Annotated in this window: 13 protein-coding genes and 1 pseudogene; 5 read left to right on the top strand and 9 right to left on the bottom strand. The window is 71.6% G+C overall.

The features are described 5' to 3' along the window. The first annotated feature begins 58 nt into the window (after positions 1 to 58). Both gabT and ACFP2V_RS32310 read left to right on the top strand, forming a co-directional pair. Entirely contained in the window at positions 59 to 1,393 is a 1,335-nt protein-coding gene (gene gabT / locus ACFP2V_RS32315) for a 4-aminobutyrate--2-oxoglutarate transaminase (RefSeq protein ID WP_381218836.1), read from the top strand. A gap of 474 nt (positions 1,394 to 1,867) precedes the next feature. Beyond that, positions 1,868 to 2,503, top strand: coding sequence for a phosphatase PAP2 family protein (locus ACFP2V_RS32310; protein WP_381218835.1), 636 nt, complete (start codon positions 1,868 to 1,870; stop codon positions 2,501 to 2,503). Between the two features lie 144 nt (positions 2,504 to 2,647). Here ACFP2V_RS32310 and ACFP2V_RS38665 read toward each other — a convergent pair. The 8 genes and pseudogenes from ACFP2V_RS38665 to ACFP2V_RS32275 form a co-directional block, all read right to left on the bottom strand. Next, positions 2,648 to 3,033 (bottom strand): annotated as a pseudogene (locus ACFP2V_RS38665) (carbohydrate binding domain-containing protein); the annotation flags it as partial. A 506-nt stretch (positions 3,034 to 3,539) separates the two neighbouring features. Continuing rightward, complete coding sequence (locus tag ACFP2V_RS32305; RefSeq protein ID WP_381218834.1) at positions 3,540 to 3,998, bottom strand: hypothetical protein; 459 nt, start codon at positions 3,996 to 3,998, stop codon at positions 3,540 to 3,542. Positions 3,999 to 4,171: 173 nt separating this feature from the next. Further along, complete coding sequence (locus tag ACFP2V_RS32300) at positions 4,172 to 5,575, bottom strand: NAD(P)/FAD-dependent oxidoreductase (RefSeq protein WP_381218833.1); 1,404 nt, start codon at positions 5,573 to 5,575, stop codon at positions 4,172 to 4,174. Positions 5,576 to 5,580: 5 nt separating this feature from the next. Next, complete coding sequence (locus tag ACFP2V_RS32295) at positions 5,581 to 6,381, bottom strand: ABC transporter permease (RefSeq protein ID WP_381218832.1); 801 nt, start codon at positions 6,379 to 6,381, stop codon at positions 5,581 to 5,583. Then, positions 6,381 to 7,307: an ABC transporter permease gene (locus tag ACFP2V_RS32290; RefSeq protein ID WP_381218831.1), complete on the bottom strand. Its 927-nt coding sequence runs from the start codon at positions 7,305 to 7,307 to the stop codon at positions 6,381 to 6,383. The genes ACFP2V_RS32295 and ACFP2V_RS32290 overlap by 1 nt, the downstream gene beginning before the upstream one ends. After that, on the bottom strand, positions 7,307 to 8,491 hold the full coding sequence (locus tag ACFP2V_RS32285) for an ABC transporter ATP-binding protein (RefSeq protein ID WP_381218830.1): 1,185 nt from the start codon (positions 8,489 to 8,491) through the stop codon (positions 7,307 to 7,309). The genes ACFP2V_RS32290 and ACFP2V_RS32285 overlap by 1 nt, the downstream gene beginning before the upstream one ends. A gap of 4 nt (positions 8,492 to 8,495) precedes the next feature. Further along, entirely contained in the window at positions 8,496 to 9,743 is a 1,248-nt protein-coding gene (locus ACFP2V_RS32280; protein ID WP_381218829.1) for a polyamine ABC transporter substrate-binding protein, read from the bottom strand. A gap of 49 nt (positions 9,744 to 9,792) precedes the next feature. Then, positions 9,793 to 11,328, bottom strand: a complete 1,536-nt coding sequence (locus ACFP2V_RS32275; RefSeq protein ID WP_381218828.1) for a gamma-aminobutyraldehyde dehydrogenase — start codon at positions 11,326 to 11,328, stop codon at positions 9,793 to 9,795. Positions 11,329 to 11,529: 201 nt separating this feature from the next. Here ACFP2V_RS32275 and ACFP2V_RS32270 point away from each other — a divergent pair, with 201 nt between their 5' ends. Beyond that, the gene (locus tag ACFP2V_RS32270) at positions 11,530 to 12,156 is read left to right on the top strand and encodes an NADAR family protein (RefSeq protein ID WP_381218849.1); all 627 of its coding nucleotides are present in this window, start codon (positions 11,530 to 11,532) and stop codon (positions 12,154 to 12,156) included. 764 nt (positions 12,157 to 12,920) lie between these two features. Here the strand turns inward: ACFP2V_RS32270 and ACFP2V_RS32265 are convergent. Next, positions 12,921 to 13,859 (bottom strand): DUF4190 domain-containing protein, encoded by a 939-nt coding sequence (locus tag ACFP2V_RS32265; protein WP_381218827.1) that lies wholly within the window; start codon positions 13,857 to 13,859, stop codon positions 12,921 to 12,923. Positions 13,860 to 14,011: 152 nt separating this feature from the next. Between ACFP2V_RS32265 and ACFP2V_RS32260 the strand changes: the two genes are divergently transcribed. Beyond that, complete coding sequence (locus ACFP2V_RS32260) at positions 14,012 to 15,088, top strand: adenosine deaminase (protein ID WP_381218826.1); 1,077 nt, start codon at positions 14,012 to 14,014, stop codon at positions 15,086 to 15,088. 59 nt (positions 15,089 to 15,147) lie between these two features. Next, complete coding sequence (locus ACFP2V_RS32255) at positions 15,148 to 15,834, top strand: glycerophosphodiester phosphodiesterase (protein WP_381218825.1); 687 nt, start codon at positions 15,148 to 15,150, stop codon at positions 15,832 to 15,834. Positions 15,835 to 15,836: the final 2 nt, after the last annotated feature.

Here is a 15,836-nt window from a genome sequence, read left to right as displayed (position 1 = left end):
CCCCGCCCTAGCCTGCGAGAAAAGAAGGCAAGTGTCCGTTACCCCCCAGGAGCCCCTCATGACCGCACTTCCGCAGGAGCGCCGCCTCGTCACCGCCATCCCGGGCCCGAAGTCGCAGGAGCTGCAGGCTCGCCGTACCGCCGCGGTCGCACAGGGCGTGGGCTCCGTACTGCCCGTGTTCGCCTCGCGCGCGGGCGGCGGGATCATCGAGGACGTCGACGGCAACCGGCTGATCGACTTCGGCTCGGGCATCGCGGTGACCTCGGTCGGCGCCTCCGCCGAGGCCGTCGTCCGCCGTGCCACCGCCCAGCTCGCCGACTTCACCCACACCTGTTTCATGGTCACGCCGTACGAGGGGTACGTGGCCGTGGCCGAGGCGCTCGCCGAGCTGACGCCGGGCGACCACGCCAAGAAGTCGGCCCTGTTCAACAGCGGCGCCGAGGCCGTCGAGAACGCCGTCAAGATCGCGCGGGCCTACACCAAGCGGCAGGCGGTCGTGGTGTTCGACCACGGCTACCACGGCCGCACCAACCTCACCATGGCGCTGACCGCGAAGAACATGCCCTACAAGCAGGGCTTCGGGCCGTTCGCGCCCGAGGTGTACCGCGTGCCGGTGGCCTACGGCTACCGCTGGCCGACCGGCGCCGAGCAGGCGGGCCCGGAGGCCGCCGCCCAGGCCATCGACCAGATCTCCAAGCAGGTCGGCGCTCAGAACGTGGCCGCGATCATCATCGAGCCGGTCCTCGGCGAGGGCGGCTTCATCGAGCCGGCCAAGGGCTTCCTGCCCGCGATCAGCGAGTTCGCCGCGGACAACGGCATCGTGTTCGTCGCCGACGAGATCCAGTCCGGCTTCTGCCGCACCGGCCAGTGGTTCGCCTGCGAGGACGAGGGCATCGTCCCGGACCTGATCACGACCGCGAAGGGCATCGCCGGCGGACTCCCGCTCTCCGCCGTGACGGGACGCGCCGAGATCATGGACGCGGCCCACTCCGGCGGCCTCGGCGGCACCTACGGCGGCAACCCGGTGGCCTGCGCGGGCGCGCTCGGCGCCATCGAGACGATGAAGGAGCTGGACCTCAACGCCAGGGCGAAGGCGATCGAGGCGGTCATGAAGACCCGGCTGACCGCGATGGCCGACAAGTTCGACCTCATCGGCGACGTCCGCGGCCGCGGCGCCATGATCGCCATCGAGCTCGTCAAGGACCGCGCGACCAAGGAGCCGAACCCGGAGGCGACGGCCGCGCTGGCCAAGGCCTGCCAGCAGGAGGGCCTGCTGGTCCTGACCTGTGGCACCTACGGCAATGTGCTGCGCTTCCTGCCGCCGCTGGTCATCGGCGAGGACCTGCTGAGCGAGGGCCTGGACATCCTCGAGCAGGCGTTCGCACGCCTCTGAACAGGCATGCGCGCACATCTGAGCCGCCGACGGAGCGGGTGAGCCGCCCCGGCATCCACGGCCGGGGCGCGAGCGGCAGAGCGTGTGAAGAACGTGTGCGGGGTGGATGACAGGAGCCGGTTGACCCTGTCGCGGGCCCACCCCCTGCCGTAGGTTCTACCGGGACAAGAGATACACCCGCTCACAGGGAACTGTGAGCGGTACGGGCCGAGGCCTCCCCAGCTTCGACCTGGTCGTGCCCTCGCGCACACCGCGGGAGTTCCCGGATTCCGGGTCTTCTCACGATCGGACAGCCGCCCGCCCCAAACCCCCCGGGGCGCGCGGCGTTCCGATCCGGATGGCTGCCCACGCGTCACGCGCGGCAGGCCGTTCCCCGAAGGGCCAGTGCTCACCCCCCCTTGCACTGGCCCTTCGGCATGCCACGCCCCGCGCCTGGCCGCAGCGGTCGGCCGCGCGCCTGCGAAGCTGTGCACCATGCTGCTGCTCGGACCGCCCCTCCTCCTCTTCGCCCTGATCACCTGGCAGGTCGTCGCCGACGGCCCCCTGGTGGACATGGACGAGCGGCTGAGCAGTGCGCTCATCCACCCGGACCGGTCCTCCGAGCTGCTCGCCGGCCTCGGCAACATCGAGGTGGCCGTGCCCGTCCTGGCGATCGCGCTGGCGTACGTCGCGTGGCGGGGGCGTGCCGCGGGCCAGGACCGCTGGTGGCTGCCGCCCGCAGCCGGAGCCGTGGCGATGGCCTTGGTGCCGGTGCTCGTGGTGCCCCTGAAGGAGTGGGCCGACCGCCCCGGCACCCCGGCCGTGCCCCCGGCGGTCGGTTACTACCCCTCCGGCCACACCGCCACCGCCGTCGTGGCGTACGGTGCGGCGGTCCTGCTCCTCGTCCCGCTGCTGCGCTCGCCGGCGGTCCGCCGCGCACTCCCGCTGCTCTGCGCCGCCCTGGTCGCCGGCGCCTCCTACGGGCTGGTGCGCCGGGGCTACCACTGGCCACTGGACGTGGCGGCCAGTTGGTGCCTGGGGGCGCTCCTGCTGATCTGCCTGTGGCTGCTGGTCGGCCGAAACAGCCGTCCGCCGGCCACTGACCGGCAGCCGGCCGATCAGCCGAAGTAGCCGTCGAAGGTCCGCTGGAACTCCCGGCCCCCGAACCTGGTCCCCGTTGATCGACCAGGTCATCGGGCCACGCAGGTCGGGCCAGGTGCCGTGGGGTGCGTACGAGCCGCGGTCCGGGTGGCGGCGAGCTGCTGCCGGTCGGAGGGCGGACTGGGGCCAGGTCGAGACGTCGGTGGCGCCGGTCCCGCTCGCGCCGGGATGGACACAGGCGCCGCGGACATGGGCGGAGAGCGCGTACGGGGGAGTCCGGCCGCACGGTCACGGTCTGCACGCACCGGGCCTTGTCGGCACCTGCCGGGCCGCCCTGAGCGCCGAACCACCACTGCGGACGGGCAGGTTCACGGTTTCGCCGGCTGCACAGGTCCAGTTGCCGTAGAGGTCCGGTTCTCGAGGCCGGATTCGAAGCCGCCGTTCCTGATGAGGCCCGCGTCGGCCGCACGGGCGGCCGACGGGATACCGGACGCGGCGAGAGCCGCGGTGACGAGTACGGCGAGAAAACCGAATGCCCAAAACGGCCAGCGGCGATCCACAACCGCTTCCGGGCATGAGGGGGAACGGAGGGAGGAAGGTGGGGAGGGAGCGCCTTCGAGTTGCCCCGGACCCGGCAGTCAGGTCGTCAGAGCTTCTGCTACTGATGCGTTCTACCGGCACTGAACCGTTCCTGAAGACTGCGCAGAAGTGAGCCCATTCAGCCCCCCGAACGGTCCTGGGCGCTCCCCCACCGCCTCAAGGGCGTGGGAGGTGCCCCCGGGTTGTCGGCGTACCCGGCCCCGGGGCGGCGACCCGCCTCCCGTGCGTGGTCCGGTCCCGGGAGGCCGGTTCCCGGCGCGACCCGGCCCCACGGGTACGGCCAAGGCGACGGGGAGGCCTCGAACCATCACACCGGTGGAGCAGCGGCCCCGCACACCGGCCCCGCACCCGGCGTCCCGGAGCGCACGCCCACGTCGACCCGGCCGGCCCGGGGCGCCATGAGCGCGCGAACGAACCATCACACGATTGAGCCGACGCGGCCCCGTGTGCACTCCCCGGCGAGCAGTTACCAGCCCTCCTCCCGCCTCGGGAGCCCCGCCGCCGCCTCGTGCATGGCCAGTTCGAGCAGGGCCGGATCGGTGAGCGTGCCCGAGCCGTCCGGCGGGAACAGCCAGCGCGTCCCGCCGGCCGACGAGCGACCCGGATACGGCACCACGATCCAGGTGCCGTCCCCCGCCGTGCGGATGCCGGTGCCGACCCAGCGGGCCGCGGTGCCCGGCGGCACGAGGAAGCCCATCCGCGCGTCACCGACGTCGACCAGCACCGGACCGGGCTGGTCAAGGACGCGGGTGAGCACGTCGAGCGTGGGGTAGCCGAGCTCACCTGGCAGGATCAGCACGTCCCACGTCTTGCCGGCCGGCAGTAGCGCCACCCCGTGCGGGTTCCGCTCCCACTCCCAGCGGCACGCCTCGGGATCGGGTGCGACGGAGGAGAGCCACTCGACCGCCGACTTCTTCCCTGTCATCACAAACGCCTGCCTCTCTGTCGTGGACGCGGGAAAGTCGCGTCACGAGGAGGAGAGGAAGCTTTCCGCCGGGCATTACGCGGGTTTTGGCACCCGAGGGGAGTGAACCGGATCACACCCGTCGACATCCGGCCGCCGCTGTCGAAAACCGGCCACGCCGCCGAGAACCGTTCTCAGCTGTCGAAGCCCAGTCCCAGCCGGTCCAGCGTGCGCAGCCACAGGTTCCGGTGTCCGTCATGGGTGTCGGCCCGCGCCAGCGACCACTTGGTGAACGCGATGCCGGTCCAGGCGAAGGGTTCGGGCGGGAACGGCAGCGGCTTTTTGCGCACCATCTCCAGCTCCGTGCGCTCGGTGCGCTCCCCCGCCAGCAGGTCCAGCATCACCTCGGCGCCGAAGCGGGTGGCGCCGACGCCGAGCCCCGTGAAGCCGGCCGCGTAGGCGACCCGGCCCCGGTGGGCGGTGCCGTAGAACGCCGAGAAGCGGGAGCAGGTGTCGATCGCGCCGCCCCAGGCGTGGGTGAAGCGGACACCCTCCAGTTGCGGGAAGCAGGTGAAGAAGTGGTCGGCGAGCTTCGCGTACGTCTGTGGCCGGTCGTCGTACTCGGCCCGCACCCGCCCGCCGTACGGGTAGACCGCGTCGTAGCCGCCCCACAGGATGCGGTGGTCGGCGGTCAGCCGGAAGTAGTGGAACCGGTTGGCGCTGTCGCTGAGCCCCTGCCGGTTCTTCCAGCCGACGGACGCCAGCTGTCCGTCGGTGAGCGGTTCGGTCATCAGGGCGTAGTCGTAGACCGGGACGGTGTAGGCGCGGGCCCGTTTGACCAGGCTGGGGAAGACGTTGGTGCCGAGGGCGGCCGTGCGGGCGCGGATCTGCCCGTAGGGGGTGCGGACGGACATCCCGGCGCCGTACGGGCGCAGGGTGAGGGCGGGAGTGTGCTCGTACACGCGGACGCCGAGGTCGAGGCAGGCCCGTTTGAGCCCCCAGGCGAGTTTCGCCGGGTGGAGCATGGCCACGCCCCGGCGGTCCCAGAGGCCGGCCAGGAAGGTGGGCGAGTCGACCTGGGCGCGGACCGCTTCGGTGTCGAGGAGGTCGACGCCGTCGGCGAGGCCCCGGCGGTCGATCTCCTGGTACCAGTCGCGCAGTTCGCGTGCCTGGTAGGGCTCGGTGGCGACGTCGAGTTCGCCGGTGCGTTCGAATGCGCAGTCGATGGCGTGGCGGGCGACCGCCTCCTCTATGGCGTCGAGGTTGCGGGCGCCCAACCGCTCCAGCCGGTGGATCTCGTCCGGCCAGCGGGTCAGGCCGTTGGCCAGGCCGTGGGTGAGAGAGGCGGCGCAGAATCCGCCGTTGCGGCCCGAGGCGGCCCAGCCCACCTCGCGTCCCTCCACCAGGACGACGTCCCGGCCCGGGTCGCGTTCCTTGGCGATCAGTGCCGTCCACAGTCCGCTGTATCCGCCGCCCACCACCAGCAGGTCGCAGGTCTCGGTGCCGGTGAGGGCGGGCCGGGGTTCCGGCCGGCCGGGGTCGTCCAGCCAGTACGCGGCCGGCCGGGCATCGGCGAGGGATTTCGTCCAACGGTTCATGGTCTTCACGCCTTCTGCCGCTTGCGGCGGTTGCCGACGGCCATCGAGACCAGCACCAACAGGACGGCGACGACGAACATGGCCGTGCCGACGACGTTGATCTGTACGGGAGTTCCACGCTGCGCGGAGCCCCAGACGAACATCGGGAAGGTGACGGTGGAACCCGAGGTGAAGTTGGTGATGATGAAGTCGTCGAAGGACAGGGCGAAGGCGAGGAGCGCGCCCGCCGCGATGCCGGGGGCGGCGATCGGCAGGGTGACCCGGAGGAACGTCTGGACCGGACCGGCGTACAGGTCCTGGGCGGCCTGCTCCAGACGCGGATCCATCGACATCACGCGCGCCTTGACGGCGACCACGACGAAGCTGAGGCAGAACATGACGTGGGCGATGAGAATCGTCCAGAAGCCGAGCTGGACGCCCATGTTGAGGAACAGGGTCAGCAGCGATGCCGCCATGACCACCTCGGGCATCGCCATCGGCAGGAAGACCAGCGAGTTCACGACGCCGCGGGCGCGGAAGCGGTAGCGGACCAGCGCGAAGGCGATCATGGTGCCGAGCACGGTTGCGCCGAGGGTCGCCCACAGCGCGATCCGGAGGCTGAGCGACAGTGAGCCGCACAGGCCGGAGACCCCGCACGGGTCCTTCCAGGCGTCCGTGGAGAACTCCTGCCACTCGTAGTTGAAGCGGCCCTTGGGCTTGTTGAACGAGAACACGGCCACCACCACGACCGGCAGCAGCAGATACGCGAGCGTCAGCAGTCCCGCGATGACGACGAGACGGCGCTTGAGCCAGTTGACGAAGGCCATCACACCAGATCCTCCGTGCCGGACTTGCGGATGTAGAACGTGACCGCGAACAGGATCGCGGCCATCAGGATGAACGAGAGCGCCGCGGCCGTCGGATAGTCCAGGACGCGCAGGAACTGCGTCTGGATCACGTTGCCGATCATGCGGGTGTCGGTGGAGCCGAGCAGGTCCGCGTTGATGTAGTCGCCGGTGGCCGGGATGAAGGTCAGCAGCGTGCCGGAGACGACGCCCGGCATCGACAGCGGGAGGGTGACCCTGCGGAAGGTGGTCGCCGGCCTGGCGTACAGGTCGTTCGCCGCCTCGTGCAGCCGGGGATCGATGCGCTCCAGGGAGGTGTAGAGCGGAAGGATCATGAACGGCAGGAAGTTGTACGTCAGACCGCAGACGACGGCGAGCGGTGTGGCCAGCACCCGGTCGCCGGCGGTCCAGCCGAGCCAGGAGGTGACGTCCAGTAGGTGCAGCGTGTTGAGGATCTCGACCACGGGACCGCTGTCGGCCAGGATCGTCTTCCAGGCGAGGGTGCGGATCAGGAAGCTGGCGAAGAACGGCGCGATCACCAGAATCATGATCAGGTTCCGCCAGCGTCCCGCGCGGAAGGCGATCAGATACGCCAGCGGGTAGCCGAGCACGAGGCACAGCACGGTCGCGGAGGCCGCGTAGAGCACCGAGCGGACGAACTGCGGCCAGTACGCGGACAGCGCGTCCCAGTAGGTGGCGAAGTGCCAGGTGACCTCGTAGCCGTCCTCCAGGGAGCCCGTCTGGACGGAGGTGGAGGCCTGGTAGAGCACCGGCAGCGCGAAGAAGACGAACAGCCACAGCAGGCCGGGCAGCAGGAGCAGGTACGGCGTCCAGCGGCCCCGCTTCCGCGGCGGCTTCGCCTGCGGGGCCGGCGCCAGGGCCGGCGGCGACTGGGTGGCGGTGGCCATCAGACGGCCTCCTCCTCGACGGTCTCCACCCCGGCGGAGCCCACTGTCCCGGCAAGCAGGGACTGAGCGGCGTCGAGACCGAAGGTGTGCGCCGGGTTCCAGTGCAGGACGACCTCGGCGCCGGGCGCCAGCCGGTCGTCGCGGTCGACGTTCTGGACGTAGACCTCGAACGCGGTGCAGACCGGGCTGTCGACGACGAACTGCGTGGAGACTCCGAGGTAGCTGGAGTCGGAGATCCGGCCGGTGATCCGGTTGCGGCCCTCGGGTATGCGTCCGGCGTCGTCGGCGTGGACGAGGGAGATCTTCTCCGGACGCACCCCGAGCAGCACCTTGCCGCCGGTCGCCGTGGGGCCGTTGTTGCGCGCCGAGGGCAGGACGAGCTTGCCGCCGCCCGCCTGCAGCACGAGGTCGTCGCCCGACCTGGTGTCGACGTCGGCCTCGATGAAGTTGGACGTGCCGAGGAAGTTGGCGACGAACGTGGTGCGCGGGTTCTCGTACAGCTCGCTGGGCGGGCCGAGCTGCTCGACGCGGCCCCCGTTCATCACGGCGACCGTGTCGGCCATCGTCATGGCCTCTTCCTGGTCGTGCGTGACGTGCACGAAGGTGATGCCGACCTCGGTCTGGATGCGTTTGAGCTCCAGCTGCATCTGGCGGCGCAGTTTCAGGTCGAGGGCGCCGAGCGGCTCGTCGAGCAGCAGCACCTTCGGGTGGTTGATCAGGGCGCGGGCCACAGCGACCCGCTGCTGCTGGCCGCCGGAGAGCTGGTGCGGCTTCTTGTGGGCCTGCTCGCCGAGCTGGACGAGTTCCAGCATCTCCCCGACCTGCTTCTGCACGCTCTTGATGCCGCGCCGGCGCAGACCGAAGGCGACGTTCTCGAAGATGTCGAGGTGCGGGAAGAGGGCGTAGGACTGGAAGACGGTGTTCACCGGCCGCTTGTACGCCGGGAGCGCGGTGACGTCCTGGTCGCCGAGGTGGACGGTGCCGGCGGTGGGTTCCTCCAGGCCGGCGATCATCCTGAGGGTGGTGGTCTTGCCGCAGCCGGACGCGCCGAGCAGGGCGAAGAAGGAGCCCTCGGGCACGGTCAGGTCGAGGGGGTGGACGGCGGTGAACGCGCCGTAGGTCTTGCCGAGGCCGGTGAGGCGGACGTCCCCGCCGTGGCCGGCCGTGTCGTGCGTCGTCTTCATCTCGTCACACCCCCGTGAGCTTCGCGAACTTCGCTTCGAATGCCGTCTCTTCCTCGGTGCTCAGGGAGCGGAAGGCACGGGACGCGGCCTGCATGGCCCGGTCGGGGAGGATCAGCGGGTTGTTCGCCGCATCCTCGTCGATCTTCGCGAGCTCGTCCTTCACTCCGTCGACCGGGCAGACGAAGTTGATGTAGGCGGCGAGCTCGGCGGCCGACCGCGGCTCGAAGTAGTAGTCGATGAGCCGCTCGGCGTTGGCCTTGTGCCGGGCCTTGTTCGGGATCATCAGGTTGTCGCTGGACATCATGTAGCCGCTGTCCGGGATCAGGAAGTCGATGTCCGGGTTGTCCGCCTTCAGCTGGACGATGTCACCGGCCCAGGCGGCGCACGCGGCGAAGTCGCCCTTGCTGAGGTCGGAGGTGTAGTCGTTGCCGGTGAAGCGGCGGACCTGGCCCTTGTCGACGGCCCTCTGGAGGCGGGCTATCCCCGCGTCGTAGTCGTCGGCGGTGAACTTCTCCGGGTCCTTGTCCATGTCGAGCAGGGTCAGGCCCATGGTGTCGCGCATCTCGGTGAGGAGGCCGACGCGCCCCTTGAGCTTCGGGTTGTCCAGCAGGTCGGAGAGGGTCTTCACCTCGATGCCGTCGAGCGCCTTCTTGTTGTAGGCGATGACCGCCGCTATGCCCTGCCAGGGGTAGGAGTAGGCACGGCCCGGGTCCCAGTCGGGGCTGCGGAACTGCGGCGACAGGTTGGCGTAGGCGTGCGGCAGGTGGGACGGGTCCAGCTTCTGCACCCAGCCGAGCCGGATCAGGCGGGCGGCCAGCCAGTCGGTGAGGACGATGAGGTCGCGGCCGGTTTCCTGGCCGGCGGCGAGCTGCGGCTTGACCTTGCCGAAGAACTCGGTGTTGTCGTTGATGTCCTCGGTGTACGTGACCTTGACGCCGGTCCGCTCGGTGAACGCGTCCAGCGTGGGGTGTTCGCGCCCGCTGTCGTCGACGTCCATGTACTCGGTCCAGTTGGAGAAGGCGATGCTCTTCTCCTTCTCCGAGTGGTCCTCGGCCGATACGCCGCCCTGGGTGTTGCCCGCCGGGGGTATGCCGCAGGCGCTCAGCGCCCCGGCTCCGCCGAACGCGAGCGCGCCGCCCGCGGAGGCGCGCAGCAGGGACCGGCGCGACAGGGCCGCCCTGCCGCGCCGGAAGCTGCGCCGCATGGCGGCCACCTGGGCCGGGGAAAGGCGGTCGGGCTCGTACTGCTCCATACGTGTGGTGCCTTTCGGGAGTGGGGCCGTGGGTCGGACGGCCCGGCTGCTATCGGTCCCCGAAGATCGTGCGGTGCCAGTCCTTGCGGACCACCGCGGTGGTGTCGAACATGACGTGCTTGAGCTGGGTGTATTCCTCGAACGAGTACGCGGACATGTCCTTGCCGGAGCCGGACGCCTTGTAGCCGCCGTGCGGCATCTCGCTGATGATCGGGATGTGGTCGTTGATCCACACGCACCCGGCCTTGATCTCGCGCGTGGCGCGGCCGGCCCGGTACACGTCCCGGCTCCAGGCGGAGGCGGCGAGTCCGTACGGCGTGTCGTTGGCGAGCGCGATGCCCTCGTCGTCGGTGTCGAAGGGCAGAACGACCAGCACCGGTCCGAAGATCTCGGCCTGCACGACCTCGCTGTCCTGCGGGGCACCCGCGATCAGGGTGGGCCGGTAGTACGCGCCGGCGGCGAGTTCCCCGCCCGGAGCCCGACCGCCGGTCACCACGCGCGCGTAGGCGCGGGCCCGGTCGACGAAGCCGGCCACCCTCTCGCGCTGCGCGTGCGAGACCAGCGGGCCGAGGTCGGTCCCGGCGGCGAAGGGGTCACCGAGCCGCACGGTCTCCATGAGCGCGGCGGTGCGCTCCACGAACGCCTCGTAGAGGGGCCGTTGCACATACGCGCGGGTGGCGGCCGTGCAGTCCTGGCCGGTGTTGATGAGCGCGCCCGCGACCGCTCCGTTGACGGCGGCGTCGAGGTCGGCGTCGTCGAAGACGACGAAGGGCGCCTTGCCGCCGAGTTCGAGGTGGATGCGCTTGACGGTGGCGGTGGCGACGGCGGCGACCCGCTTGCCCACGGCGGTGGAGCCGGTGAAGGAGGTCATGGCCACGTCGGGATGGCCGACGAGGTGCTCACCCGCCTCCCGGCCGGTGCCGGTGACGATGTTGATCACGCCGTCCGGGATGCCGGCGTCGGTGGCGGCCCGAGCGAAGAGGAGGGAGGTCAGCGGGGTGATCTCGGCGGGCTTGAGGACGATCGTGTTGCCCGCGGCGATCGCCGGGAGGATCTTCCACGCGGCCATCTGGAGGGGGTAGTTCCAGGGTGCGATGGAACCGACGACGCCGATGGGTTCGCGGCGCACGTAGGAGGTGTGGTCGCCGGAGTACTCACCGGCCGACTGGCCCGTCAGGTGCCGGGCCGCACCGGCGAAGAAGGCGATGTTGTCGATGGTCCCGGGGACGTCGAACTCCCGGCTCAGCTTCAGGGGCTTGCCGCACTGCAGGGACTCGGCGCGGGCGAAGTCCTCGGCACGCTCGGCGACCACGGTGGCGAACCGGTGCATCGCGTCGGACCGCTCGCCCGGGGTGGCACCGGCCCATGCCCCGAACGCCTCCCGCGCGGCGGCGACGGCCGCGTCCACGTCGTCGGTGCCGGCGAGTTCGTAGGTGTACGCGTCCTCGCCGGTGGCCGGGTCGACGACCGTGTGCGTACGGCCCGAGGTGCCCTTCGTCAGCCGTCCCGCGACGAACTGCGCCCCGTCGGCGAATCGTTCCTGGGCCGGAAATCGTTCCGGGGTGGCATGGCCCGGGTGTTGCATGTCGCTCTCCTCCGTTTTCCGAGGGGGCGGCGTGGCGCCGGCTCGATTTGAGTGCCGATCCTGACAGAGACATGCGACACCAACAAGTGATTCCGTTGTTTCCATTTGGTTACGCAACGAAATCTGTCGGCAGAGCCTCGCGCGAGCACGGAAAGGACAGGCCGATTGTCGGTGCTGCCTGCGAAACTCGCGCGCATGGGGATGAACACGGAGGCGGAGAAGGTCATGGAGAGGGCTGGAGCTGCGGTGCGAACCGGGGCGATCGATTCCCGGGAGGCCCTGATCGAGGCACTGAGCGCCGGGGAGCGGATCAAGTACCTGCACTTCTGGGGGCACCAGCCACTGCCCGACGGCCGGATCGGGGCGAGCTGCCTGAGCCAGTGGTGGCCGGCGCCGTTCACGGTGGACGGCGTGACCTACGCGACCGCCGAACACTGGATGATGGCGGCCAAGGCCCGGATATTCGCAGACCCGGAGGCGGAACGGAGGATCCTGGCCGCAGAGCACCCCGCCGACGCGAAGAAGGAGGGCCGGCTCGTCCGGGACTTCGACGAGGCGACCTGGCGGCGCGAGCGGTTCCGTGTCGTCGTCGAGGGCAGCACGCACAAGTTCGCGGCCCACGCGGACCTGCGCGCCTTCCTGCTGAACACGGGCGACCGCGTCCTGGTCGAGGCGAGCCCCAGGGACCGCGTCTGGGGCATCGGGCTCTCGGCGGGGAACGAGAGGGCGACGGACCCCGCCCAGTGGCGCGGCCCGAACCTCCTGGGCTTCGCCCTGATGCGGGCCCGCACCCGCCTCCAGGAGGCCGGGGCCGGCGCGGAGGCATGAGCGGCCCGGGTCCGGCCCGCCACGGTGAGGGCCCCGGCCACCGGGCGGACGACAACCGGCCGGGGCAGGACGGACGCCGTGGGGCGGGTCCGGGCGCGAACCGGCGCGTCGGGACCCCACCGCACCTCATGGCCTGGTGAAACCCGCCCAGCAGCGGACCGGCACCCCGACGGTCCGGGACCGGACGGCCGCCTGGGGTCGCTCGGGGTCCGGACCGGCACGGCGAGGGTCAACCGGCGGCCGGACCGGCGCACCGGGACCGCACCCGGCCACGTGACCGGGTGAAAGCCGCCCGGATGCGGGCCAACGCCACGAGCATCCGGGGCGGACGGTAACCGGGGTCGGTCCAGGCCGGGCGGACAGGGCGAGGTCCGTCTCGCGGGCCCCGACAAAGGTCGCGCGTGCCGGCCGGGCCAGGCCGTCGGTGCGGGTGAGGGCCGGGCTCGGTCTTTCGTGTGGATCGGGCCCGGACCAGAGAGCGGGGCCCGGTGCCGGGGGCACCGCCCACGCCCTTCGGGCAGGCAGGAGCCTCGCAGGGCGGAGGAGGGAGCCGGTCGTGGTCCCCCCGCTCGAGCGGGGGGTCCCCCGCTCATGGGGGTCCCCCCGCTCGAGCGAAGTCGAGAGTGGGGGAGGAGCCGAGAGGGGGAGAAGCCGAGAGCTCGGGGGAGAAGCCCCGAAGACCGACGGCAACGCGGCGAGGCACGGCACCGGACCCCGCGAGCCCGGCCCGATCCACACGAGGGGCCCTACCGGAACGACAGGCCCTACCAGTAGGACGTGGTGAGGACGAGGATGCCCAAGCCAGTGCCCAGGACGATGCCAGCTCCCCCGCAGATGAGGCCGGCCAGGGCGTGGCCGGGGTTCGTGGCTTCGCCGCGGGCCGCCTTGCCCCGGCCCAGGGCACTGAAGATCACGGCGAGGACGCCGAGCCCGATGGCCAGCGGCCAGAGGCAGAAGATGACGGCCGAGATGATCCCGAGCACGAGTCCGGTGACGCCCATGCCGTTGGCGGGCTGCGGAGGCATGCCGGTCCAGCCGTAGTAGCCCTGGTCGGGCGTACCGCTGTACCCGGGGGCGCCGGCATAGCCGGACGGCTGCACGGCCGGGTGGGCGTAACCGCCCTGGGGGCCGCCCGGGTAGCCGTACGGCGCCTGGCCGGGGCCGCCGGGGGCGACGGGCGGCGGCGGGACCGGCTCGGCGGCCGGGGGCGCGAAGGGATTGGGGGCCGCGGCGCCGTGGCCGGCGGGCGTTGCGGGGGCGGACGGGGCGGAGGGGTCGGCCCAGCCCTGGGCGGACGGCGAGGCCGGGTGGATGGCCGGGGCGCCCGTCGCGGGGAAGGACGTGACCGTCCGCTGGTCGTGCGCGGATGGCGCCGAGGGAGCTGACGGGGTGCCGGAGGTCGGGGGTGTGCCGGCCGCGCCGGGCGTACCCGGGGCAGGGGCCGGCGGGTCGAATTCCGGGAGAGCGAACGGGTCGGTGACTCCGGCGGAGCCCGACAGCCCGGTCGCACCCTGGCTGCCGAGGTCCACCTGGGTCGGCTCGGGCGGCGCCACGTCCCGCGGCGGGCTCTGGGGCGGCTGGGCCTGCGCGGCCCTGCTGTCGGCCGGCGCCGCCCAGACGTCGTCATGAGCATGCGGGTCCCGGGGCGGAGTGCCGCCCGCCGAGTTCCCCCGCGCTTTTGGCGCCTGCGCGTCGTCGGACATACGCCGGACCCCCTCCGTCGAACGTCCCGTCATGGTACGGCCCGTCCCCGCCCCGTGCGTGCCCGGCCTACGATGATCCCCGATCCACCGATCAGCCGATCACCCGCGTCCCGCCGCACCCCGGCCGGGAACGCCGCTCCCGGGGAGGGACCATGACCGAACGCCTCGCCGCGTCCGCCGAGGCGGGCAGCGGCCCGCACGACTTCATCGCCGGACTGCCCAAGGCCGAACTGCACGTGCACCACATCGGTTCCGCCTCCCCCCGCATCGTCTCGGAGCTGGCCGCCCGCCACCCCGACTCCAGGGTCCCCACCGACCCCGAGGCGCTCGCCGACTACTTCACCTTCACGGACTTCGCCCACTTCATCGACGTGTACCTGTCCGTCGTCGACCTGATCCGCACGCCCGAGGACGTCCGGCTGCTCACCTACGAGGTGGCGCGTGAGCTGGCCCGGCAGCAGGTGCGGTACGCCGAGCTGACGATCACCCCGTTCTCGTCGACCCGCCGCGGGATCGACGAGCGGGCGTTCATGGAGGCGATCGAGGACGCCCGCAAGGCGGCCGAGTCCGAGTTCGGGACCGTGCTCCGCTGGTGCTTCGACATACCCGGCGAGGCCGGCCTGGAGTCCGCCGAGGAGACCACCCGGCTCGCCACCGACGACCGGCTGCGCCCGGAGGGCCTGGTCTCCTTCGGCCTGGGCGGACCCGAGATCGGGGTGCCCCGGCCGCAGTTCAAGCCGTACTTCGACCGGGCCATCGCCGCGGGCCTGCACTCGGTGCCGCACGCCGGTGAGACCACCGGACCCGAAACGGTGTGGGACGCCCTGGTCGACCTGCGCGCGGAGCGGATCGGGCACGGCACCAGCGCCGCCCAGGACCCCGAGCTGCTCGCGCATCTCGCCGAGCGGCGCATCGCGCTGGAGGTGTGCCCCACCTCCAACATCGCCACCCGCGCGGTCACCTGCCTCGACGAGCACCCGATCAAGGAGTTCGTCCGCGCCGGTGTGCTGGTCACCGTCAACTCCGACGACCCGCCGATGTTCGGCACCGACCTCAACACCGAGTACGCGGTCGCCGCGCGGCTGCTGGACCTCGACGAGCGGGGCCTGGGGGCGCTGGCGAAGAACGCGGTGGAGGCGTCGTTCCTGGACAAGCCGGCCAAGGCACGGCTGGCGGCCGAGATCGACGCCTACACCACGTCCTGGCTCGCCTCCCGGCCGCTGCGGTGAATCCGTCCTCCGCTGCGGTGGACCAGTCGTTCCGTGGACCGATCCCGCGAAGGACCGCCATGCACAACGTGACCGTCGTGGCCCACCGCGGCGACCCGTACCACGTCCGCGAGAACACGCTCGCCTCGCTGCGTTCCGCGCTCCACAAGGGCGCGGACGCGGTCGAGTTCGACGTACGCCTCACCCGGGACGGCGTACCGGTCCTGCTGCACGACGAGACGCTGAAGCGGCTCTGGGGGCACGACCGCCCGCTGCGATCGCTGTCCTGGGAGGAGGTGCGCGGCCTGACCGGCGGCGGTGTGCCCACGCTCCCGGACGCGCTGTCGGCGACCGAGGGCAGCCGGGTCATGCTGGACCTGCCGGGCGATCCCGCCCCTCGTGTGGTGCGCCGGATCGTGGACGCCGTACGGGAGCACGGCGCCCGGGACCGGGTCTACTACTGCGCGGGCGCCGCCGCCATGCTCGCCGTGCGCGCGGCGGACCCGGCCGCCGAGATCGCCCTCACCCATACGTCACTGGCCCCGCCGCGCGCCGGTGTCCTGGAGGCGATCCGGCCGCGCTGGCTGAACTACCGCTTCAGCCTGGTCGACCGGGCCCTCGCCGACCGGGTCCACGCGGACGGTTATCTGCTCTCCGTGTGGACCCCGGACACCCGCCGCTCCCTACGCCGCCTGCTGGCGCTGGGCGCCGACTCGATCACCACCAACCGCATCGACGTCCTGCGCGCCCTGCGCTCCCCCCGGTAGGG

Origin of the sequence: Streptomyces incanus (assembly GCF_042656345.1) — a bacterium.
GTDB lineage: Bacteria > Actinomycetota > Actinomycetes > Streptomycetales > Streptomycetaceae > Streptomyces > Streptomyces incanus.
The sequence above is the reverse complement of the archived record's forward strand: the minus strand, read 5'-3'. Positions and strand labels throughout refer to the sequence as shown.